The sequence below is a fragment of the Rhodococcus sp. KB6 genome (genome assembly GCF_001445685.1).
Taxonomy (GTDB): Bacteria; Actinomycetota; Actinomycetes; order Mycobacteriales; family Mycobacteriaceae; genus Rhodococcus_F; species Rhodococcus_F qingshengii.
In genome coordinates, this window is the sequence record NZ_LNAK01000163.1 from 49,699 (window position 1) to 70,731 (window position 21,033).

The following is a 21,033-nucleotide window of genomic DNA, read 5'->3' on the forward strand; positions in this document are numbered from 1 at the left end:
TACACACAGCACGCTCCCGCGTGGCCGCGTGACAACTCGACTTCTGGGTTGGACGCGCCCGGGGGCTGAGGAGACTTACGTGGCCGATCAATCCCCAACCGAATCAGATTCCAGCACCACCCCGGAATTTCCCGACAAGATGCGCGTACACGCGCTGGCGAAGTTGCTCGGCGTCACCAGCAAGCAGGTCCTTGCCGAAGCCGCAGCGCTCGGTACCGAATTGCGCAGCGCGCAGTCGAGTCTCCACCGTGACGTCGCTCAGCGGATTCATGCCTCGTTGACTTCCGCGGCCGAGGCCATCGAGCCCGTCGTCGCCGAGCTCGACACCCTCATCGACCCGGTTGTCGAGGCGCCGGTTGCCGAGGAGCCTGCTGCAGAAGCTCCCGTGGAGGCTGCTCCTGTTGCAGAGGCTCCGGCCGAGAAGCCTGTCAGGGCTCGTCGCACTCGCAAAAAGGTCGTCGTCGAAGAACCTGCAGCAGAAGAAACAGTGGATCCGGCTGTCGCCGAGATCAGCGCTGGACTCGACGCCGCAGCTGCGCTGCAGAGCAAGGAAGCCGAGCAGTCCGATCTGTTCACTTCCTTCGAGGCGCCGCAGACCCATCAGCCCGAGGTGGCTCCCGCCGCGCCGCAGGTCCCGCTGTTCCTGCAGCCGGATCTCGAAGCCGCCGAGGTAGCTCCGCGTCGCCGTCGCGCACGCCGCGAGCCTGCTGCACCGGCGGTCGTCGAAGAGAAGCAGACAACCGCGGAAGCCGAAACCGTCGTTCCCGAGGCAGCGCCGGTTGCAGTTCCTGCCGTCGAAGAGCCGGCTGTGACCGCACCGCAAACCGAGGGCGAGAGCGCCGAGTCCGAGGACGAGGACGACGATCAGCCGCGTCGCCGTCGTCGTGGACGCCGTGGACGTGGACGTGGTCGCGGTGAACAGGGTGGCGAGCAGGGGTCGGACGAAGAGTCGGATACCGCTACCGAATCGGAGCAGGAATCTGCCCCTGCGGCAGTCGAGAAGCAAACCGACGACGCTGCCGGCGAAGAATCCGGTGATAAGTCCGAGTCCACCGCTGATGCGGATTCCGAGAATGCCGACGATTCCGATCTCGATGCCGACGGATCGAGCCGCCGTCGCCGCCGTCGTCGTCGTCGCAAGACCGGCACCGACGGCGCCACCGACGCGACTGCGACGTCCGAGGACGATCCGCCGAACACCGTCGTTCACGAGCGCGAACCTCGCAACAAGACCCGCGTCAAGGACGAGGTCCAGGGCATCAGTGGTTCGACACGTCTGGAAGCGAAGCGTCAGCGTCGCCGCGACGGTCGTGACGCCGGCCGACGTCGCCCACCGATCCTGACCGAGTCGGAGTTCCTCGCGCGTCGTGAGGCCGTCGATCGCGTCATGGTCGTGCGCGATCGGGCAGACAGCGGTCAGCCGCATGCGACTACACAGGTAGCAGTCCTCGAAGACGGAGTGCTGGTCGAGCACTTCGTCACCAACTCGGCGTCCGCGTCGATGGTCGGCAACGTGTACCTCGGACGTGTCCAGAACGTGCTCCCCAGCATGGAAGCTGCGTTCATCGACATCGGACGTGGCCGCAACGGTGTTCTCTACGCCGGTGAGGTCAACTGGGAGGCTGCCGGTCTCGGTGGCAACTCGCGCAAGATCGAGCAGGCTCTCAAGCCTGGCGATCAGGTGCTCGTTCAGGTCAGCAAGGATCCGGTCGGCCACAAGGGTGCTCGACTGACGACACAGATTTCGCTTGCCGGTCGTTTCCTCGTCTACGTGCCCGGTGGTACGTCCACGGGTATCAGCCGCAAGCTTCCGGACACCGAGCGCAAGCGTCTCAAGGAAATCTTGCGCGACATCGTGCCCGCCGACGCGGGCGTGATCATTCGCACGGCGTCCGAGGGCGTCAGCGAAGAAGAGTTGGCGCGCGACGTGACTCGTCTGCAGGCTCAGTGGGCCGGCATCGAGGAGCAGGCTGCGGCTGCGGACACCGGTAAGTCCGGCAACCCGCAGGCGCTGTACGAAGAGCCTGACATGCTGGTCAAGGTCATTCGTGATCTGTTCAACGAGGACTTCTCCAAGCTGGTCATCGAGGGCGAGAAGGCGCACACGACGGTCGAGAACTACATCAACTCCGTTGCGCCCGACCTGCTTCCGCGGCTCGAGAAGTACACGCCGAACAACGGTATCGACGTCTTCGCGGCTCGCCGTATCGACGAGCAGTTGGCCAAGGCACTCGATCGCAAGGTGTGGCTGCCGTCCGGCGGCACCCTGGTGATCGACCGCACCGAGGCCATGACCGTCGTCGACGTCAACACCGGCAAGTTCACCGGAGCCGGCGGAAACCTCGAAGAGACCGTCACCCGTAACAACCTCGAAGCGGCCGAGGAGATCGTTCGCCAGATGCGCCTGCGGGACATCGGCGGAATGATCGTCGTCGACTTCATCGACATGGTTCTCGAATCGAACCGGGACCTGGTCCTGCGTCGGCTCACCGAATGCCTGGGTCGCGATCGCACGCGCCATCAGGTGTCGGAGGTCACGTCACTCGGGCTCGTGCAGATGACGCGCAAGAAGTTGGGCACCGGATTGGTCGAGGCCTTCTCGACCACCTGTGAGCACTGCCACGGCCGCGGCATCATCGTCCATTCCGAGCCCGTCGAGGTGAAGTCCTCGGACGACGGAGGATCGCGTTCGGGCTCGCAGCGCAGTGATTCCGGTACCTCGCGCAAGAACAAGCGTGGCCGCGGAGACAAGTCGGCTTCGACCGAGTCCAACGGACAGGAAGCTCCGGCGCCGGAGGTTCCGGCCGTCGACGCGACGGTCAAGCGGGCTCATCCGGTGGCATTGGCGATGGCCTCGCATCACCACGACGACGACGAGACCGTCGCGGCCGACTCGACCGAGTCTGATTCCGCCGGTGTGTCTTCGGGGGACGATGCATCCAAAAGTGCCGATCGGCAACAAGATCGGCCGATCGATACTCCTGCTGCTCCTGAGCGCCATGACGTTCCTGTTGTGGACTCTGCTGCGGAAGAAGTATCCGCAGTGGACAACGAGTCGGCCGCAGCTTCGACCGAAGCAGCTCCGCGCGGTCGTCGGCGTAGTCGCCGGGCGTCGCGGGCAGCGTCGGCACCTGTTGCCGAGGCAGCTCCCGAGGTGGGCACGGTCTTCGTGATTCCGACTCCGGAACCCGTGGTGGACGCGGTCGCGGAAAACGTTCCGGCTCCGGCCACCGAAGTTCCGGCTGAGGAAGAAGTTGTCGTCGTCAAGCGACCCCGTCGCAGGCGTGCAGCAGCACGTCCCGCAGGGCCTCCGGTAGACGGAGAGTAAGAACTACTGGCTTTCGGTCGGTTGGATGACTTCGCGATGAGCGAGGACATCCAACCGTTATCCGAAGTTTCAGCTGGTAGAAGCAGTACAGAGTAGTAAGCACCACCCCTCGGCGGGGCGGTTTGACCCTGACGGTTGCTTTCCCGTAACCTTGGAGGGTCGCCACCCGGCGGTAGAGATTCCGTGTGCCTAGAGTGCGCGTGAATGTCCCGGTACGTCAGTGCCGAGCCGAGGTGACATAAACCAGACCAGTCGCGATGCATTTGAAGCCTCAGGCAGCAGCGCGAGCAAGTTCGAAGAAGCAAGGGGTAGCCCTCCGATGGCAACGTACGCGATCGTCAAGACCGGCGGAAAGCAGTACAAGGTCGCTGTTGGTGACCTCGTCAAGGTCGAGAAGATCGAGGGTGAGCCCGGCACTGCTGTCTCGCTTGCTCCCGTTCTCGTGGTCGACGGATCTGACCTGACCACCGACGCGGCCAAGCTGGCCAAGGTCGCAGTCACCAGTGAGATCGTCGAGCACACCAAGGGCCCGAAGATCCGCATCCACAAGTTCAAGAACAAGACCGGTTACCACAAGCGTCAGGGCCACAGGCAGCCGATCACGGTGCTCAAGGTCACGGGCATCAAGTAACCAGTTCTTTCTAGCTAATTTCACCCGAGGAGGGTCAATAGCATGGCACATAAGAAGGGTGCATCCAGCTCCCGTAACGGTCGCGATTCAAACGCCCAGCGCCTCGGCGTGAAGCGCTTCGGCGGCCAGTCGGTCAGCGCAGGCGAAATCCTGGTTCGCCAGCGCGGCACGCACTTCCACCCCGGCGTCAACGTCGGCCGTGGCGGCGACGACACCCTGTTCGCTCTCGCTGCCGGCGCAGTCGAGTTCGGCCAGAAGCGTGGACGCAAGACCGTGAACATCGTTCCGGCCGTTGTTGCGGCTGAGGTCTAGTCTTTCTCGCTAGTTGTGCGTCATCGGTTCTACTTCGGTAAGCCGGTTCTGCTTTCGGTAAGAGAGTGACGCGTTCCAAGCTCCCGATAGGGGCGGACCAGGGTTGAAATAACCCGGTCCGCCCCTATCGTTTGTTTAAGCAGTACCCGTTTTGCCCCGAGCAACCCTGCTCACCAGAAGTTCAGCTCATCGCGTGAGACCCGCAATTGACTGAGGAAGGATCCGGCAGTCATGTCCCGATTCATTGACCGTGTTGTGCTGCACGTCAGCGCTGGAAAAGGCGGCAATGGTTGCGCCTCCGTACACCGCGAGAAGTTCAAACCGCTCGGCGGTCCGGACGGTGCCAACGGAGGTCGCGGTGGCGACGTCATCCTCGTGGTCGACGAGAATATCCACACCCTCCTCGACTTTCACTTCCATCCCAACGCGAAGGCGACCAACGGCAAGCAGGGCGCCGGCAGCAACCGCGAGGGTGCAAACGGTGAAGACCTCATCCTCAAGGTTCCGGATGGAACTGTGGTTCTCGATACCGACGGCAACGTGCTTGCCGACCTCGTGGGAGTCGGTTCACGCTTCGACGCCGCTCAGGGCGGCCGCGGCGGACTCGGCAACGCTGCACTCGCCTCGAAAGCCCGCAAAGCTCCCGGTTTCGCACTCCTCGGTGAGGACGGTGTCGAGCGTGACCTGGTTCTCGAACTCAAGTCGGTAGCCGATGTCGGTCTGCTCGGATTCCCCTCCGCCGGTAAGTCTTCGCTTGTGTCCGTTCTCTCTGCGGCCAAGCCGAAGATCGCCGACTACCCCTTCACCACTCTGGTCCCCAACCTCGGCGTCGTCTCGAGCGGTGACACCACCTTCACCGTCGCCGACGTGCCCGGGCTGATCCCCGGTGCCAGCGAAGGCCGCGGTTTGGGCCTGGACTTCCTGCGCCACATCGAACGCTGCGCCGTATTGGCGCACGTGATCGACTGCGCCACCCTCGATCCGGGACGTGACCCGATCTCCGACATCGACGCCTTGGAAGCAGAGCTGGCTGCGTACACGCCTGCGCTCTCCGGCGATTCGGGACTCGGTGACCTCGACAAGCGCCCGCGCGTCGTCATCCTCAACAAGACCGACGTTCCCGAGGCCGCCGAATTGGCCGAAATGGTCACGCCTGAGATCGAAGCTCGCGGATGGCCGGTCTTCACCATCTCGGCGGTGAGCCGAGAAGGATTGCGACCGTTGACATTCGCGCTGGCGAAGATGGTCCGCGACTACCGCGAAGCTCATCCGAAGCCCGAGCCGAAGCGCCAGGTCATTCGCCCGGTCAAGGTCAAGGATTCCAGCTTCACCATCGAGAAGGATCCCGATATTCCCGGTGGGTTCGTCGTCCGAGGCACCCGCCCGGAGCGGTGGATTCGTCAGACCGCCTTCGACAACGACGAGGCCGTTGGTTACCTCGCCGACCGTCTTGCTCGATTGGGCGTCGAGGACGCATTGGTCAAGAAGGGCGCTCAGCCAGGAGCTTCCGTCACCATCGGCGACGTCAGCTTCGAGTGGGAGCCGATGACGCCGGCCGGTATCGATCTGACCCGCACGGGCCGTGGAACCGACCCGCGTCTCGATCAGGTGGAGCGCATCGGCGCCGACGAGCGCAAGCACGCGCGTCGTGTCCGCCGCGGCTTGCTCGACGAAGACGCCTGACCCACGCGATTTCAGGACGAAAACCGAAGAGAGGGAACGGGACTGTGCTCGGGTCCACCAGGGAGTCGATAGCGTCGGCTCACAGTATCGTCGTGAAGATCGGGTCGTCTGCGCTCACCAGTCTGGTGGCGGGACTCGATACTCACCGACTCGATCTGTTGGCCGATGCCATCGAGGCTCGCATGCGTGCGGGTTCCGATGTCGTCGTCGTCTCGTCCGGTGCCGTCGGCGCCGGACTGGCGCCGCTGGGACTGACCAAGCGGCCTCGCGATCTCGCGACCAAGCAGGCTGCGGCCAGCGTCGGTCAGTTGGCTCTGGCTCACGCCTGGGGTACGTCGTTCGCCCGTTACGGCCGTACCGTCGGGCAGGTTCTACTCACGGCTGACGACATTGCTCGACGGACGCAGCACCGCAACGCCCAACGGACACTCGATCGTCTACGGGCATTGCACGCGGTGGCGATCGTGAACGAGAACGACACCGTTGCCACCACCGAACTTCGATTCGGTGACAACGATCGGCTGGCTGCTCTGGTTGCTCATCTGGTCGGCGCCGACGCGTTGATCCTGTTGTCGGATGTGGACGGACTGTACGACGGGGATCCCCGAAAGGGCGATGCCACACTGATTCCCGAGGTCAACAGTCCCGAGGATCTCGACGGTGTGGTTGCCGGTTCGGGTGGCGCCCTCGGTACCGGAGGCATGGCGTCGAAGCTCTCAGCAGCACGCCTGGCCGCTGATTCCGGCGTGCCGGTTCTGCTCGCGGCAGCATCGGACGCTGCGCAGGCACTCAGTGGTGCCGATGTCGGAACGGCATTTGCGCCGCGGCCGACGCGATTGTCGGCACGCCGATTCTGGGTTCGTCACGCCGCTGACACATCGGGTGACCTCCACCTCGACGAAGGCGCCGTCCGCGCGGTCGTGTCCAAGCGTCGAAGCCTTCTGTCCGCTGGCATCGTCGGTGTATCCGGTGACTTCCACGCCGGCGACGTAGTGTCCCTGATGGGGCCGGGGGAGAAGCCCGTCGCCCGGGGTGTCGTTGCGTTCGACGCTGCGGAGATCGAGGAGATCCTGGGGCGCTCTACCACCGATCTGCCGGCCGACATGCAGCGTCCTGTGGTTCACGCGGACGACTTGGTGGCGCTGTAGCTTTCGTGCTCAACGAGGGCGGAAAGTGCTTCAGCGCAACCGACTTCGAGCTTGAGGTCGGCGAATTCGTCGCCGCGAGTCGTGCCTCGATTGACGATGGCGATCGGCTTCCCGGTCTTGGCGGCATGCCGGACGAAACGTAGGCCGGACATCACGGTCAACGACGACCCGGCTACCAACAGTGCGTCGGATTGGTCGACAAGGCTGTATGCACGGGCGACGCGTTCCTTGGGGACGGATTCGCCGAAGTAGACGATGTCCGGTTTGAGTAAGCCACCGCACACGGCGCAATCCACGACGCGAAAGTGTGCGGTGGATTCGATCACGGCATCTGCGTCGGGTGCGATTTCGACTCCTGTTGCAGCAGCGACTGTTTCGGCGAATCCAGGATTGGCTTCTTCCAGTCTCTCCGCGAGAGTGGTACGGGAGATCAGCCGCTGGCAGCTCAGGCATCGAACCTGCGCGTAGGTGCCGTGGAGGTCGATGACGTTTCGCGTGCCGGCCTTGGTGTGCAGGAGGTCGACGTTCTGGGTGATCACGCCGACGGCTCGCCCTGTTCGTTCCAGTGCCGCGACGGCCCGGTGGCCCTGGTTGGGGCGGGAGCTGTCCATGTATCGCCAGCCGATGTGGTTGCGCGCCCAGTAGTGCCGCCGAAACGCCGGATCGCCGATGAACTGTTGGAACGTCATCGGATTGCGCGGGGGTGAATCAGGTCCGCGGTAGTCCGGGATTCCGGAGTCGGTGGAGATGCCGGCGCCCGTCAGAACTGCCAGGCGACGGCCGGCCAGGAGCTCGGGGAGGGCGTCGAGGCGGCTGTTGTCGGTAGGCACCGTTCCAGGATAGGCGCGTGTGCGAGACGGAGGCGCGGAGGAAGTCCGAAATGTTCAATAGAACACGTGTGCGATCGCCAATACTCGTACACATGAACACAGTGAACCCGATCCCTGCTGGTTACCGCACGATCACTCCCTACCTTGCGGTGCCGGACGGCCATGCCGCACTCGACTACTACAAACGAGCACTTGGAGCTGAGATAGTCGATGCGATGAACGCACCTGACGGCTCCCTCATGCATGCGGAGATCCGGATCGGCGATTCGATGCTGCAGCTTTCGCAGGAGATGCCGGACTTCGGTCTCAAATCACCGCAGGACGGCTGGGTGCATTCGTCGATCGTCGTCTACACCGAGGACACGGACGAGTTTGTCGCTCGGGCAGTCGCCGAGGGAGGCACGCTGGTCACGGCTGTGGCCGATACATTTTCGGGCGACCGGCATGGAGTGTTTCTCGATCCGTTCGGCCACAGGTGGGCAGTATGCACGAAGGTCGAGGATGTACCTGCCGAAGAGGTCGCTCGCCGGGCGCGGGCGCTTTTCTTTCCGGAGACGCAGTCGTCACAGTAATTTGTGGCAACCGTCGTCCGAGCATTCGAGCTTCGGCGGCGTGCTCAGTATCCGGCTACGGGGTCCACGAGGGCAGCCAGCGCCTCACCCTTCGCGAAGCGGGTCACGTTCTTGGAGACGTGATCCGCGAACGCGGCGGGGCGAACGCCTGGCGGATTGGAATCGTGGGGTGTGATGATCGCATTCGTCAGATCCCACAGTGGGTGACCGTCCGGGAGGGGTTCGGGATCGGTGACGTCGAGACCGGCGCCGCCGATCTGTTCCGACTCGATGGCCTCGACCAGTGCGTCGGTGTCGACCAGTGATCCGCGCGCGACATTGATCACCCAGGAATGGGGTTGCATCGCCGCCAACTGCGCACGGCCCACGAGGTGACGGGTGGCCGGGGTGGCGGGCGCAGCAATCACGAAGTGATCTGCGCGAGAATAGATTTCATCCATTCTGGATGCGGGGTACGTGGAGATCGCCCCGGGGACCGGGCTACCGGAACGATTGACTGCGATGCTGTCCGCCCCCTGCGCGGCCAGCATCGGAATCAGCGCGCGGCCGATACCGCCCGCGCCGATGATCGCAACCGTCGAGCCACGAAGGGTGCCAATCTTGGGAAAGAACTCGAACTGACGCCACGTTCGAGCCTCGATGTGTGCAGGCAAGTGGCGAACTCCGGCCAAGAGAAGCATGAGTGCATGCTCGGCCACCGACGCCGAAAATGCACCGGCCGCCGAGGTCCACGTGATTTCTGTGTCCTTCGGAATCACACCGGAGTCGAACCAATCCTCGATTCCCGCCGACGGAAGCTGCACCCACCTGACCGACGCCGGTAACTCCGACGGAAAGGTCTCGGGTGAGCCCGCCCAGATCAGGGCGTCCGCAGTGTCGATCGGACTGATCAGACCACCGCCCCGAAGCACCGCGCTGTCGAGCAGTGCATCGGGGACGGGGCCGATCGCTACGCGTGGAGAGGTGTCAGTCGCCATGACTAGACGCTACGCGGGGACCTCCACCAGTGGGTAGACACCGTTCTCGTCGTGCACCTCACGCCCGGTGACCGGCGGATTGAACACGCACAGCATGCGCATCTGCGTGTCCGGTTCGACGCGGTGACGCTCGTGGCCGTTGAGCAGGTACATCGACCCCGGTGCGAGATCGTATTCCTTGTTGTTGTCGAGGTCGATCAGCTTGCCGGTGCCCTCGACGAGCCAGACAGCCTCGACGTGGTTGGCGTAATGGAACTCGTTGACCGAACCCGCCTTGATGGTGGTCTCGTGGAACGAGAACCCGACGCGGTCGCCGCCGAGGACGATGCGCTTGCTGCGCCAGTTTCCGTCCTCACTCGTGATGTCGCGGTCGGTGTCGGTGATCTCGGTGGTGGTGCGAACGATCATGGGAGAGTCCTTCCTCTAGCTGCAGACCTTGAGTGTCGCCTCGGCCAGAATGGAGAGGCCGTGCTCGAGCTCGTCGTCGGTAATCGTCAGTGCGGGAAGCAGTTTCACAACCTGGTCGGAGGGTCCGGAGGTCTCGGCGAGCAATCCCTCGTCGAATGCCAACTGGCAGACCTTGCCGGCGCGCTCGGGCTGTTCGAAGACGAGGCCCTGAACCAAGCCACGCCCGCGGTGCGAGACCTCGCCGGGGAACTGATCGGAGAGGTTGGCGAAGCATTCGCTGATGCGTGCGCCCTTCTTCAACGTCGTCTTGGTGAGTGCGTCGTCGGACCAGTAGTGGTCGAGTGCCACCTTGGAGGTGACGAACGCCGGGTTGTTGCCGCGGAAGGTGCCGTTGTGCTCGCCCGGTCCCCAGACGTCGAGTTCACGCTTGAACAGCGTGAGCGCCATCGGCATTCCGTAGCCGCTGATCGACTTGGACAACGTGACGATGTCGGGAACGATTCCGGCCTCTTCGAAGGAGAAGAACGGGCCGGTACGGCCGCAACCCATCTGGACGTCGTCGACGATCAACAGGATTCCGCGATCCGAGCACAGTGTTGCCAGCGCCCGAAGCCATTCGGGGCGAGCGACATTGACGCCACCTTCACCCTGCACGGTTTCGACGATCACTGCCGCGGGGCGGTTGATTCCACTGCCGGAATCATCGAGAACGCGGGAGAACCACTGGAAGTCCTCGGTGACGCCGTCGAAGTAGTTGTCGAAGGGCATCGGTGTCGTGTGCACGAGGGGGACACCGGCGCCCGCGCGCTTCATCGAGTTGCCGGTCACGGAGAGTGCACCAAGTGTCATTCCGTGAAATGCGTTGGTGAAGTTGATGACTGCCGAACGTCCGGTGACCTTGCGGGCCAGCTTCAGTGCAGCCTCGACGGTGTTCGATCCGGTCGGGCCGGGGAACTGGACCTTGTAGTCCAGGCCGCGCGGCTCGAGGATGTTGCGCTGAAAGGTCTCGAGGAACTCACGCTTGGCGACTGTCGACATGTCGAGACCGTGCGTGATGCCGTCGCTCATGATGTAGTCGACCAGTGCGGATTTGAGCACCGGGTTGTTGTGGCCGTAGTTGAGGGCGCCGGCACCGGCGAAGAAATCGAGGTAGTCGCGTCCGTTCTCGTCACGAATCCAGGATCCGGATGCGCTGGTGAACACTGCGGGCCAGTCACGGCAGTAGCTGCGAACCTCGGACTCGAGGGTTTCAAAAATGCTTGCTTCGTTGATATTCATATCTTCTTTGTTCCTCCGGGGCATGCTGTATGCCGAGCGCGAAGTGCGCTAGGCGCCGATCGTGTAAAGATCTTCGGCTTCGTGTCCATCGGGAAAATCGTTGGGTGAGAACAAGGTCTGCCTGGTTATCGGTACTTCGCGCCGACGTGCGAGCGCGGTGAAGAGTGCGATCGAAGCCTCGTTGTCGGGGCTGATCGTCGTCTCCAGATGTGTAACACCCAGCGGGGCAGTGCGATCCATCAAGTCGGACAGCATGCGGGCAGCAATTGCCTTGCCGCGCTGGTCTTCGTCGACCGCCACTTGCCACACGAACAGGGTTTCCTGAGCGCTGGGACGGGTATAACCGGAAACGAATCCGACTACGCGGCCGTCTACCTCCGCGACGATGGACGTCGCGCTGAAATCCCTGCACCACAACAGGTATGCATAACTCGAATTGAGGTCGAGCACCTTCGAATCACGTGCGATCTCCCAGAGCCGGACTCCGTCATCGATCTGTGGGCTTCTGAACAACACCGCGTCCGGCGCGGTGGTCGGGATAGCTCTCGTATCAACAGGCTTCATCGGTCATCTGAACGTAACAATCATTGCTGTCGAAGTCATGCAGATGTCCGTTTCGGGCCGTGTGGAACCCGTTGCGCCCCAGGTGAGGACATGAATGTGATGGTGCTCACATTATGTAACTTTTGCCGTTGTCGGAGCGACTATTTCGGGCAAAAACTCGCTATTTCGGGCTTGCGAGCGCCAACGGAAGTACAGAGTGAGCACCAGCCTGTCGAAGTGCGCGCGCGGCCATCGTGAAAGTCCAACCGGTATCGGCGATTGCGTCGACAAGAAGTATCGGTCCCTGGTGGATGCTCATGTCCGGGACTTCCCAAACATCGACCAGTCCGGACACGCGGTAGGCGGAGTTCGCTGCCGACACCGGAGGGTGGTCGGGGCGCAAGCGAAGAGTGCCCAGGTCGGTCAATCGCCCGACCTCGGCCAACTTGGCAGCCAGGCTCGACACCAACAAAGGATGCGTCGTGGATTCGAGGGCCATGACACCGGTGGGTCGCTCGGCCCAATTCCAGGCGGCCAGAACGCTGATACACGCGCTGACCACCGCATCGGGTACCTCGGCGTCGGGACCGTCGAAAAGCGCGCGGAGACGTTGACCCCAGCCCAGGTCCGACATCCGTCCGAGAATGCGCCCGGTTTCGGGCCCCTCGGTGATCTTCCCGGACAGCTTGACGCCCAGCTTGCTCAGGCCGGTCGGCCACATCTTGCGCGGCTCCAGGTCGAATCCGGGGCGCTGCAAGCGCGCCCGAGTCTCGTCGAGGGCGGCGGTGTCGACAGTGGTGTCGTAGCGATTGCCTGTGCAGTTGTCACAGCGACCGCACTGTGAGTTCTCCGAGTTCAGACCAGGATCGTCGAGTTGTTCACGCAGGAAGGTCATTCGACACGTCGTGATGCTCTGGTACTCGACCATTGCGGCCTGCTCGGCCTGGCGGGCGTCGTCGAGTCGGCCGTAGCGCTCGGCGTCGTACACCCAGGGTTCGCCGGTGCTGATCCACCCGCCCTTGACGCGTTTGACCGCGCCGTCGACGTCGAGGACTTTGAGGACCATCTCGAGACGCGTGCGATTGAGCTCCACCAGAGGTTCGAGTGCCGGTGTCGACGTGGCCTTTTCGGTGTCGAGGTGTTCGATGACGCTGCGGACCAGGTGCTCGCGGGGGAAGGCGACCGAGGCGAAGTAACTCCAGATCTGCTTGTCCTCGGCGCCAGGCAGGAGGATCACGTCTGCCCTGTCGGTGGAACGACCGGCGCGGCCCACCTGCTGGTAGTACGAGATCGGCGACGACGGTGCGCCGAGGTGGACGACGAACCCGAGATCAGGCTTGTCGAAGCCCATCCCGAGTGCCGAGGTGGCCACCAGAGCCTTGACGCGATTACCCAACAAGTCCTGCTCGAGAGATTCACGTTCAGTGGGATCGGTCTGGCCCGTGTAGGCGGCGACGGTATGGCCGCGCTCGGAGAGCAGGCTTGCGAGGTCGCGCGCGGCCGAAACCGTCAGCGTGTAGATGATGCCCGAACCCGGCAGCGTCTCGAGCATGTCGGCAAGCCAGGCAGCGCGCGCCGTCGCCTCCGGAATTTGGACTACAGAGAGGTGAAGCGATTCGCGTTCGAGCCCGCCGCGAAGGACGAGGGTTTCCTCACCGCCGACGCCGAGTTGGGCGGACACGTCCTCGACGACGCGGTTGTTGGCCGTCGCCGTGGTTGCGAGGACGGGAATGCCCTCGCCGAGTTCGGCGATCAAGGTCCTGATGCGGCGGTAGTCGGGACGGAAGTCGTGGCCCCAGTCGGAAACGCAGTGAGCCTCGTCGACTACGACCAGGCCGGCATCAGCTGCCAGGGCCGGGAGTACCTGATCGCGGAAGTCAGGGTTGTTCAGGCGCTCGGGGCTGACCAGAAGGACGTCGAGATTATTGGCTGCGACGCGGGCATGGATGTCGTCCCATTCGGTGACGTTGCCCGAATTGATGGTTGCGGCGCGCACTCCGGCACGTTCGGCAGAACTGACCTGGTTTCGCATCAGGGCCAACAACGGAGAGACGATGACGGTGGGGCCGTGGCCCGTTGCCCGGAGCAGCTTCGCCGAGATGAAGTAGACCGCAGATTTGCCCCAGCCGGTCCGCTGTACGACGAGCGCGCGTTTGCGCTGCACCACCAGCGCCTCGATGGCCGTCCACTGGTCCTCGCGTAGGCGGGCATCCGGCCCCGCGAGTTCGCGGAGCAGCCGCTCGGCTTCGTCGCGCATGGCTGGGGCAGTGGCGGTGGTCATGGACCCCATGGTGCACGACCCTGCCGACACGTGCGGGCTTCAGGCCTTGGCAACAGGTTCCTGCAGTTCGGTGACCCAGCCGTCGACATCCTCCGGGCACGCCAGCGTCACCTCACGGCTGGGGCCGGCATTGCGGTATCCCGCTGCGTCGATCCATTGGGCCAACGCCTGATAAGCGGGCAGGCAGTTGTCCATCGAACCCTTGTGCAGCAGCGAGGCCACGTGCTCTTCGGCCCGCAGGTCCACCACAGCGAACTCGTAGTCGCCATCGGGATTCGCGTCTACCGGTAGCGCCGCATGGACGACGACGTTCTCGTCGTCACCGGCATCCTCGTAGTAAGCGACAGCGGGTCCGATCGCGGCGATACCGGCACGATCCAAACCGGTACAAAGGCGCTCGTACAACCCGCGAACCACCGGGCCGATCGACGACGGATCCATCGTCTTGGCGGTACCGGTCAACTCCGCGACCCGCAGCGCCGGAACTGACTTGATCACAACCTCGTATGCGGACATCTGTCCCTCACTTTCGATGATCCGTAGGCGCGCCTGTACATGCGCCAGCCGCGCGGTGTCTTCCTGGATTCGGGTTTCGAGTTCTGCTCGGCGAAGCGTGAGCATCCCGCGGATCTCGTCGACGGTGACCGCTGACTCCACCACTTGCTGGACCTGGGCCAGAGTCAGGCCCAACTCCTTGAGAGCGACGATGCGGTTGAGCAGCGCCAACTGGCCCGCGGTGTACGAGCGATACCCGGTGGATGCGTCGACCCTCGCGGGTCTGAGCAGACCGATGGCGTCGTAGTGGCGGAGCATGCGCACCGACACACGACCTGCTCTCGCGAAGTCTCCGATGCTCAACATCCTTGCTCGCCCCGTTTCTCTCTCACAAACCCGATACCTACAGGTTTACGACCTCACACGGTGTCAGAGTCAAGCTGTCGGTTCAGGACTTTTTCGATCGCAGCGCGAGTGGGTGACGACACCGACGCGCCGCGGACCGTCGTCGCCAGACTTCCCGCCGTGGCAGCGAACTGCAGGGCGCGGTCCTGGCCCTGCACCCACTCCACGGCGAAGGCGCCGGTGAAAGCATCGCCTGCGCCAGTTGTATCCACGGGTGTCACGGCCGGGGAGTCGGCGTGGATTGTCTCCTCGCCCGACCGGAGATCCGCGCCGCCGGCCCCGAGCGTCGTGACGAGGTATCGGACGCGACCGGTGACCGCGGCCAACTGCTCCGACTCGGTCTGGTTGACGATCAGGATGTCGACAGACTCGATCAGGGCGCCCGGAAGGTCTTGTACCGGCGAAGGATTGAGGATGACAGTTGTTCCGTTGGCACGCGCGTGCCGGGCCGCTGCGGTGACCGTGTCGAGGGGTATTTCGAGTTGGCACAGGAGAACGTCGGCGTGTGCGATCGCGTCGAGGTCTGCTTCGGACAACGAGGTGACCGAGGAATTGGCGCCCGGGACGACGATGATGTTGTTCTCCGCGTCCTCGCTCACGGTGATGGCGGCAACGCCGCTCGGGCCGTCGACATTACGAAGCAACGCGGTGTCGACCCCGGTGTCTTGCAGGGTCTCGCGCAATTGGGTGCCGAAACCGTCGTCGCCGACCGCGCCGACGAACGACACGTCCCCACCGGCCTTCGCGGCGGCGATGGCCTGGTTGCTGCCTTTGCCTCCCGCCGCGGTGGCAAAGGCAGTGCCGAGCAGCGTTTCTCCCGGAGCGGGGAATCTGGACACTGACGTGGTCAGATCCATGTTGATACTGCCGACGACGACGATTCGAGGCGTGCTCATACCTCGAGGTTATCGGCCTTCATTCTCTTTCGACGAACCTTGCGGATGATCCGACGTGCTTCCTCGTCGGTGGCGACGGAGGGCGGAGAGCCGTCGAGTGGCTTGCGTGCGGTCTCGGGGATCATCAGGACTGCGATACCGCCGATCACGGCGGCGATCATCATGTACATCGGTGCGACCAAGTTGCTGCCCGTTGCACTTTCGAGGGCGGTGAGCACCAGGGGAGTGGTCCCGCCGAAGATGGAGACCGCGAGGTTGTATCCGATTGCCAAGCCGCCGTACCTGATTCCGGTCGGAAAGAGTGCGGGAAGCACGGACGGGAACACACCGACGAACAGCAGGAGCAAGCCGCCGAGAATTGCGAGTCCCAGGAAGACCGTCACGTAGTTGCCGACGCCGATCAGAAGGTAGGCAGGCAGGGACAGGACGAAGAATCCGATGAAACCGCTGAGCAGCAAGGGTTTACGCCCGACGCGGTCCGAGAACTTTCCGACGTAGCTGATTCCCATCATCATCACGATCATGACGATGATCATCAGAACGAGTCCGTGGGATTCGTCGTAACCCAACGTGTTGGTCAGATACGTCGGCATGTAGCTGAGCAGTCCGTAGTGAGCGATGTTGTACGTGGCCACCAGGACGATGCACAGAACAAGCGGACGCCAGTTGTCGACGAGAGTTTCGCGTAGTTTCTTGCCTGTGGATTCATCTGCGAGGGAGCGCTCTTCGGCCTGCTCCATCATCTGGAATGCGGGGGTTTCCTCCAAACGCAGACGGAGGTACAGGCCGATGAGACCCAGAGGTCCGGCAATGAGGAAGGGGATGCGCCAGCCCCACTGGAGTAGGTCCTCGGCACTGACGACGGTCTGGATGATCGTCACGATGCCCGCTGCCGCCACATATCCTGCCAGAGTCCCGAATTCGAGGAAGCTGGCGAAGAAACCGCGGCGCTTGTCCGGTGCGTATTCGGCGACGAACGTACTGGCTCCGCCGTATTCGCCGCCGGTGGAAAAGCCCTGCAGTAGGCGTAGGAGTACCAGCAGGATCGGGGCGGCGATACCGATGGATTCGTAGCTCGGGATGAGGCCGATGGCGAAGGTGCTGCCCGCCATCAGAATGATGGTGGTGGCCAGGACTTTCTTGCGTCCGATGCGGTCACCGAGTGGACCGAAGAACAATCCGCCGAGTGGGCGGACGATGAAGGCTGCCGCAAAAATTGCAAAGGTAGAGAGGAGTTGAGCGCTGCCGCTCGCGTCCGGGAAGAACACTTTTCCTATAGTGGTAGCTAGATATGCGTAAACGCCGAAATCGAACCACTCCATGGCATTTCCGAGCATCGTTGCCTTGACAGCGCGCTTGACGGACGCATTGTCGGTGACGCAGACATCGGGTGATTCGGCCACTTCGAGAGCGCTGATCGAGTTCTCTGGTGTAGTCATGACATGCGCTCCCCAGCGCAATCATCGAACCGAGCGGGGCACGTACCTGATGCACGCATCTTTTCGTTGCCCACTCGCCGATGAGCCGGTCGGGAAATCGAGCGTCCGCGTGCCCTGTGGCTCGTTGCGACCCCCGTCGCACGGCTCTGGCCCGCGGCAGTGTCCGGAGCCCTCAGGGCTCCGGACTACCGGCAAGTAAGACGCTTACGCTATCAAAGTTGTGCGCGGGAGCCGATTTTCGGGCTAGAAGGCGCGGGCGTACTGCGACGGGATATGCGGTCCTACCTCGGCGTTCAGTTCACGGGCCGCCCGGCGCGCCCAGTAGGGATCTCGCAACAGTTCGCGGCCGAGGAGCACCGCCACTGCGCTTCCGTCTTCGACGATCTTCTCGGCCTGCTCGGGTTCGGTGATGAGGCCGACGGCGGCGGCCGGTAGCAGGCTCTCGTTCTGCAGGCGACGGGCGAACGGAACCTGGTATCCCGGCTCCACCGGAATCTTGGCTGCCGGTGAATTACCGCCGGTGGACACGTCGACGAGATCGACGCCGTAGTCGGAGAGGATGTTGGCGAGGGCAACGGTCTGATCCGCGGTCCAGCTGTCGACCTCGAGCCCACGTTCTTCCGTGAGCCAATCGGTCGCCGAGACCCGGACGAAGAGCGGTAGCTCGGCCGGCCACACCTCGCGGACTGCGCTCAGGATTTCGAGGAGCAATCGGATGCGGTTCTCGAAGCTGCCTCCGTAGCGGTCCGTTCGCTTGTTGCTCTCGGGGGAGAGGAACTGATGGATCAGGTATCCGTGGGCCGCGTGAATTTCCACGACCTTGAATTCGGCCTTCAATGCGCGGGTAGCCGCCGCTGCGAAGTCCGCGACGACCTTCTCGATGCCCTCGGTGGTGAGCTCGACCGGATCGGCAAGGTGACCGAACGGAACCGCGCTCGGGGCAACCGTCTGCCACGAGAGTCGGTCGTCGGCGGGCAGACTCTTGCCGCCGCGCCACGGAACCTGCGTCGACGCTTTGCGTCCGGCGTGGGCCAGCTGAATTCCGGGCACTGCGCCGAAGTACGCGAGTTGCGCGTTGATCTCGGCGAAGGCTTGCGCCTGCGTGTCGTTCCAGATCCCCAGATCAGCTGCCGATATGCGGCCTTCGGGATTGACGGCCGTCGCCTCGGTGAGAATCAGGCCGGTGCCGCCGATTGCACGGCTCACCAGATGCGTGCGATGCCACTCGTTGGGCACTCCGACCTGGTCGCCGATGACGTCAGCGGAGTACTGGCACATCGGTGCCATCCAGACGCGGTTCGGGATGGTGACGCCGCGCAGGGTCAAAGGCTCGAACAACACACTCACGGATGGCTCCTGACTCGAAGAAGAAGGTCGGTGGGTGCAACAGTGTCGCGCGCCGGAATTGTTCCCCGGCGGTCCGCCTAAATGTTCGCAGGCGGTCCGCCTAAATGTTCGCAGGCGGTCCGCCTAAATGTTCGCAGGCGGTCCGCCGGAATGGTCCCGGGTGGTCACAGCCTCGTTCCGCCGAGCAGGCCGTCACGGTGGGTGGTTAATGTGTATTCATGACCGCTGTGACTTCCAACGCAGAAACCGTCGACTCGAACGCGTCCGACACCAAGTCCGTCGTGCACGACGCCGCACGCCGAGCCCGCAAGGCTTCGCGCGTCCTGGCTCTGCTGACCACCGCGCAGAAGGATGCTGCGCTCAACGCCGCAGCCGACGCGGTACTCGCGGCAAGTGATCGGATTCTCGCGGCCAACGCTCTCGATATCGACACCGCGAAGGCGGGCGGCACCGAGGAATCGCTGCTCGACCGTCTTCGTCTGACCGCTGACCGGATCGAGGGCATCGCGTCGGGTTTGCGTCAGGTTGCCGGACTACCCGATCCGATCGGCGAAGTTCTTCGCGGCTCCACTCTGCCTAACGGTTTGGAACTACGGCAGCAGCGCGTTCCGCTCGGTGTCGTCGGCATGGTGTACGAGGCTCGTCCCAACGTGACCGTCGATGCCTTCGGGCTCACCCTCAAATCGGGAAATGCTGCGCTGCTTCGTGGTTCGTCCTCGGCGGTCAAGTCCAACGAAGCGTTGGTGGCGGCTCTGCGTGCGTCGTTGGTTGATCAGGGACTGCCCGAGGATTCCGTTCAACTTCTGCCGAGTGCGGATCGGTCGACGGTCACGCACCTCATCCAGGCCCGCGGCCTCGTCGATGTAGTCATCCCGCGCGGCGGTGCCGGCCTGATCAGCGCCGTAGTTCGCGATGCCACTGTCCCCACCATCGAGACCGGTGTCGGTAACTGCCACGTCTATGTTCACTCGGCCGCCGATCTACTGATGGCCGAGAAGATTCTTCTCAACTCCAAAACCCGTCGGCCCAGTGTGTGCAACACGGCAGAGACGGTGCTGGTCGACGCCGCTATTGCCGAGACGGCCGTGCCGAAGCTGCTCCAAGCGCTCCAGATGCACGACGTCGTCGTGCACGGTGATCTGCCGGGACTGGTTCCCGCGACCGAGGACGACTGGTCGAAGGAATACCTCACCCTCGACGTCGCCCTCAAGGTCGTCAAGGACTTGGACGCTGCCGTCGAGCACATCGACCAGTACGGAACCGGCCACACCGAAGCCATCGTGACGTCCGATCTCTCGGCTGCCCGCGAGTTCACCGCTCGAGTCGACGCTGCGGCAGTGATGGTCAACGCGTCGACTGCCTTCACCGACGGTGAGCAGTTCGGGTTCGGCGCCGAGATCGGCATCTCCACCCAGAAACTGCACGCGCGTGGCCCCATGGGGCTGCCGGAACTGACGTCCACCAAGTGGATCGTCTGGGGCGACGGGCATACCCGACCCGCCTGAAAAGTTCACCAGACTTGCCCCACCTCTCAAGGAGTTAACCGTGGACCGAGCACTTCCCGACACGACGCCGTTCTTCTCGACCGTCGACGACGTGATCGAACGGCTGGCCGAAACCGGCTATCTGTCCGACAAGGCCACCGCGACGGCAGTCTTCCTGGCCGATCGTCTGGGCAAGCCGCTGCTCATCGAGGGCCCGGCCGGTGTCGGAAAGACGGAACTCGCCCGCGCAGTCGCCCAGACCACGGGCGCAGAACTGGTGCGTCTGCAGTGCTACGAGGGCGTCGACGAGGCTCGTGCACTCTACGAGTGGAACCACGCGAAGCAGATTCTTCGGATTCAGTCGGGCGGGGCGAGCGGCGCGAGGGGTGATGTCGCGGTCGACCACAGCTGGGATTCGACGAAGGCGGATGTCTTCTCGGAGGAGTTCCTGCTCGCACGTCCACTGCTCAAGGCCATTCGCCGCGAGGACCCGACGGTGCTGTTGATCGACGAGACGGACAAGGCAGACGTCGAGATCGAAGGTCTGCTCCTCGAAGTGCTCAGCGACTTCGCGGTCACGATCCCCGAGCTCGGAACCATTACCGCCACCCGCAAGCCGTTCACGGTGTTGACCTCGAATGCCACTCGCGAACTCTCGGAGGCTCTGAAGCGTCGTTGCCTCTTCCTGCATCTCGACTTCCCGGACGCCGACCTCGAGCGTCGCATCCTCGCAAGCCGTGTGCCGGAGCTTCCTGAAGCGATTGCCGAGCAGCTGGTCAACACCATTCGTGTTCTTCGCGGAATGCAGCTCAAGAAGGTCCCTTCGGTATCCGAGACCATCGACTGGGGACGCACCCTTCTTGCTCTGGGCATGGACACTCTCGACGACGATGCCGTTCGCGCCACGCTCGGCGTGATCCTCAAGCACCAGTCGGACCAGGTGCGTGCCGCCGCTGAACTTCGGCTGAACTGAGGT

Annotated in this window: 18 protein-coding genes; 8 read left to right on the forward strand and 10 right to left on the reverse strand. The window is 63.5% G+C overall.

What is annotated here, in order from left to right:
• The first annotated feature begins 79 nt into the window (after positions 1 to 79).
• From ASU23_RS31155 to proB, 5 genes are all read left to right on the forward strand, one after another.
• On the forward strand, positions 80 to 3,328 hold the full coding sequence (locus tag ASU23_RS31155; RefSeq protein WP_058039393.1) for a translation initiation factor IF-2 N-terminal domain-containing protein: 3,249 nt from the start codon (positions 80 to 82) through the stop codon (positions 3,326 to 3,328).
• Between the two features lie 319 nt (positions 3,329 to 3,647).
• Positions 3,648 to 3,959: a 50S ribosomal protein L21 gene (rplU, locus tag ASU23_RS31160; protein WP_003944533.1), complete on the forward strand. Its 312-nt coding sequence runs from the start codon at positions 3,648 to 3,650 to the stop codon at positions 3,957 to 3,959.
• A 42-nt stretch (positions 3,960 to 4,001) separates the two neighbouring features.
• Positions 4,002 to 4,271, forward strand: coding sequence for a 50S ribosomal protein L27 (gene rpmA, locus ASU23_RS31165; protein WP_003944532.1), 270 nt, complete (start codon positions 4,002 to 4,004; stop codon positions 4,269 to 4,271).
• Positions 4,272 to 4,502: 231 nt separating this feature from the next.
• Positions 4,503 to 5,954 (forward strand): GTPase ObgE, encoded by a 1,452-nt coding sequence (gene obgE / locus ASU23_RS31170; RefSeq protein WP_003944579.1) that lies wholly within the window; start codon positions 4,503 to 4,505, stop codon positions 5,952 to 5,954.
• Positions 5,955 to 5,998: 44 nt separating this feature from the next.
• Positions 5,999 to 7,102, forward strand: coding sequence for a glutamate 5-kinase (proB, locus tag ASU23_RS31175; protein WP_003944552.1), 1,104 nt, complete (start codon positions 5,999 to 6,001; stop codon positions 7,100 to 7,102).
• Here proB and ASU23_RS31180 read toward each other — a convergent pair.
• On the reverse strand, positions 7,075 to 7,932 hold the full coding sequence (locus ASU23_RS31180; protein ID WP_058039394.1) for an NAD-dependent protein deacetylase: 858 nt from the start codon (positions 7,930 to 7,932) through the stop codon (positions 7,075 to 7,077). The two genes, proB and ASU23_RS31180, sit on opposite strands and share 28 nt — an antisense overlap.
• A 50-nt stretch (positions 7,933 to 7,982) precedes the next feature.
• On the opposite strand from ASU23_RS31180, the gene ASU23_RS31185 reads away from it, so the two are divergent.
• Complete coding sequence (locus ASU23_RS31185; RefSeq protein WP_081305478.1) at positions 7,983 to 8,504, forward strand: VOC family protein; 522 nt, start codon at positions 7,983 to 7,985, stop codon at positions 8,502 to 8,504.
• Between the two features lie 44 nt (positions 8,505 to 8,548).
• Here the strand turns inward: ASU23_RS31185 and ASU23_RS31190 are convergent, their stop codons facing one another.
• From ASU23_RS31190 to ASU23_RS31230, 9 genes are all read right to left on the reverse strand, one after another.
• Positions 8,549 to 9,481: a D-isomer specific 2-hydroxyacid dehydrogenase family protein gene (locus tag ASU23_RS31190; protein WP_007731007.1), complete on the reverse strand. Its 933-nt coding sequence runs from the start codon at positions 9,479 to 9,481 to the stop codon at positions 8,549 to 8,551.
• 9 nt (positions 9,482 to 9,490) lie between these two features.
• Positions 9,491 to 9,889: an ectoine synthase gene (locus tag ASU23_RS31195; RefSeq protein WP_003944463.1), complete on the reverse strand. Its 399-nt coding sequence runs from the start codon at positions 9,887 to 9,889 to the stop codon at positions 9,491 to 9,493.
• Positions 9,890 to 9,904: 15 nt separating this feature from the next.
• A complete protein-coding gene (gene ectB, locus ASU23_RS31200; protein WP_007731008.1) occupies positions 9,905 to 11,167 on the reverse strand; it encodes a diaminobutyrate--2-oxoglutarate transaminase in 1,263 nt (420 codons plus the stop codon).
• 48 nt (positions 11,168 to 11,215) lie between these two features.
• Positions 11,216 to 11,731, reverse strand: a complete 516-nt coding sequence (gene ectA, locus ASU23_RS31205; protein ID WP_003944572.1) for a diaminobutyrate acetyltransferase — start codon at positions 11,729 to 11,731, stop codon at positions 11,216 to 11,218.
• Positions 11,732 to 11,891: 160 nt separating this feature from the next.
• On the reverse strand, positions 11,892 to 13,991 hold the full coding sequence (locus ASU23_RS31210) for a DEAD/DEAH box helicase (RefSeq protein ID WP_058039395.1): 2,100 nt from the start codon (positions 13,989 to 13,991) through the stop codon (positions 11,892 to 11,894).
• Between the two features lie 39 nt (positions 13,992 to 14,030).
• A complete protein-coding gene (locus ASU23_RS31215; RefSeq protein ID WP_007731010.1) occupies positions 14,031 to 14,852 on the reverse strand; it encodes a MerR family transcriptional regulator in 822 nt (273 codons plus the stop codon).
• Between the two features lie 53 nt (positions 14,853 to 14,905).
• Complete coding sequence (locus tag ASU23_RS31220; RefSeq protein ID WP_058039396.1) at positions 14,906 to 15,787, reverse strand: ribokinase; 882 nt, start codon at positions 15,785 to 15,787, stop codon at positions 14,906 to 14,908.
• Complete coding sequence (locus tag ASU23_RS31225) at positions 15,784 to 17,226, reverse strand: MFS transporter (protein ID WP_003944479.1); 1,443 nt, start codon at positions 17,224 to 17,226, stop codon at positions 15,784 to 15,786. The genes ASU23_RS31220 and ASU23_RS31225 overlap by 4 nt, the downstream gene beginning before the upstream one ends.
• 243 nt (positions 17,227 to 17,469) lie before the next feature.
• Positions 17,470 to 18,573: an NADH:flavin oxidoreductase/NADH oxidase gene (locus ASU23_RS31230; protein WP_042924054.1), complete on the reverse strand. Its 1,104-nt coding sequence runs from the start codon at positions 18,571 to 18,573 to the stop codon at positions 17,470 to 17,472.
• Positions 18,574 to 18,791: 218 nt separating this feature from the next.
• Between ASU23_RS31230 and ASU23_RS31235 the strand changes: the two genes are divergently transcribed.
• Together ASU23_RS31235 and ASU23_RS31240 are read left to right on the forward strand one after the other, a co-directional pair.
• Positions 18,792 to 20,078, forward strand: a complete 1,287-nt coding sequence (locus ASU23_RS31235) for a glutamate-5-semialdehyde dehydrogenase (RefSeq protein ID WP_058039397.1) — start codon at positions 18,792 to 18,794, stop codon at positions 20,076 to 20,078.
• A 40-nt stretch (positions 20,079 to 20,118) separates the two neighbouring features.
• A complete protein-coding gene (locus tag ASU23_RS31240; RefSeq protein WP_003944506.1) occupies positions 20,119 to 21,030 on the forward strand; it encodes a MoxR family ATPase in 912 nt (303 codons plus the stop codon).
• The last annotated feature ends 3 nt before the right edge of the window (positions 21,031 to 21,033 follow it).

What these genes read in the sequence shown, in the direction of transcription:
- rplU (WP_003944533.1), top strand. Translation starts at nt 3,648, where the DNA reads ATGGCAACGTACGCGATCGTCAAGACCGGCGGAAAGCAGTACAAGGTC.
- rpmA (WP_003944532.1), top strand. Translation starts at nt 4,002, where the DNA reads ATGGCACATAAGAAGGGTGCATCCAGCTCCCGTAACGGTCGCGATTCA.
- obgE (WP_003944579.1), top strand. Translation starts at nt 4,503, where the DNA reads ATGTCCCGATTCATTGACCGTGTTGTGCTGCACGTCAGCGCTGGAAAA.
- ASU23_RS31185 (WP_081305478.1), top strand. Translation starts at nt 7,983, where the DNA reads ATGTTCAATAGAACACGTGTGCGATCGCCAATACTCGTACACATGAAC.
- ASU23_RS31190 (WP_007731007.1), bottom strand. Translation starts at nt 9,481, where the DNA reads ATGGCGACTGACACCTCTCCACGCGTAGCGATCGGCCCCGTCCCCGAT.
- ASU23_RS31195 (WP_003944463.1), bottom strand. Translation starts at nt 9,889, where the DNA reads ATGATCGTTCGCACCACCACCGAGATCACCGACACCGACCGCGACATC.
- ectB (WP_007731008.1), bottom strand. Translation starts at nt 11,167, where the DNA reads ATGAATATCAACGAAGCAAGCATTTTTGAAACCCTCGAGTCCGAGGTT.
- ectA (WP_003944572.1), bottom strand. Translation starts at nt 11,731, where the DNA reads ATGAAGCCTGTTGATACGAGAGCTATCCCGACCACCGCGCCGGACGCG.
- ASU23_RS31210 (WP_058039395.1), bottom strand. Translation starts at nt 13,991, where the DNA reads ATGACCACCGCCACTGCCCCAGCCATGCGCGACGAAGCCGAGCGGCTG.
- ASU23_RS31215 (WP_007731010.1), bottom strand. Translation starts at nt 14,852, where the DNA reads ATGTTGAGCATCGGAGACTTCGCGAGAGCAGGTCGTGTGTCGGTGCGC.
- ASU23_RS31220 (WP_058039396.1), bottom strand. Translation starts at nt 15,787, where the DNA reads ATGAGCACGCCTCGAATCGTCGTCGTCGGCAGTATCAACATGGATCTG.
- ASU23_RS31225 (WP_003944479.1), bottom strand. Translation starts at nt 17,226, where the DNA reads ATGACTACACCAGAGAACTCGATCAGCGCTCTCGAAGTGGCCGAATCA.
- ASU23_RS31235 (WP_058039397.1), top strand. Translation starts at nt 18,792, where the DNA reads ATGACCGCTGTGACTTCCAACGCAGAAACCGTCGACTCGAACGCGTCC.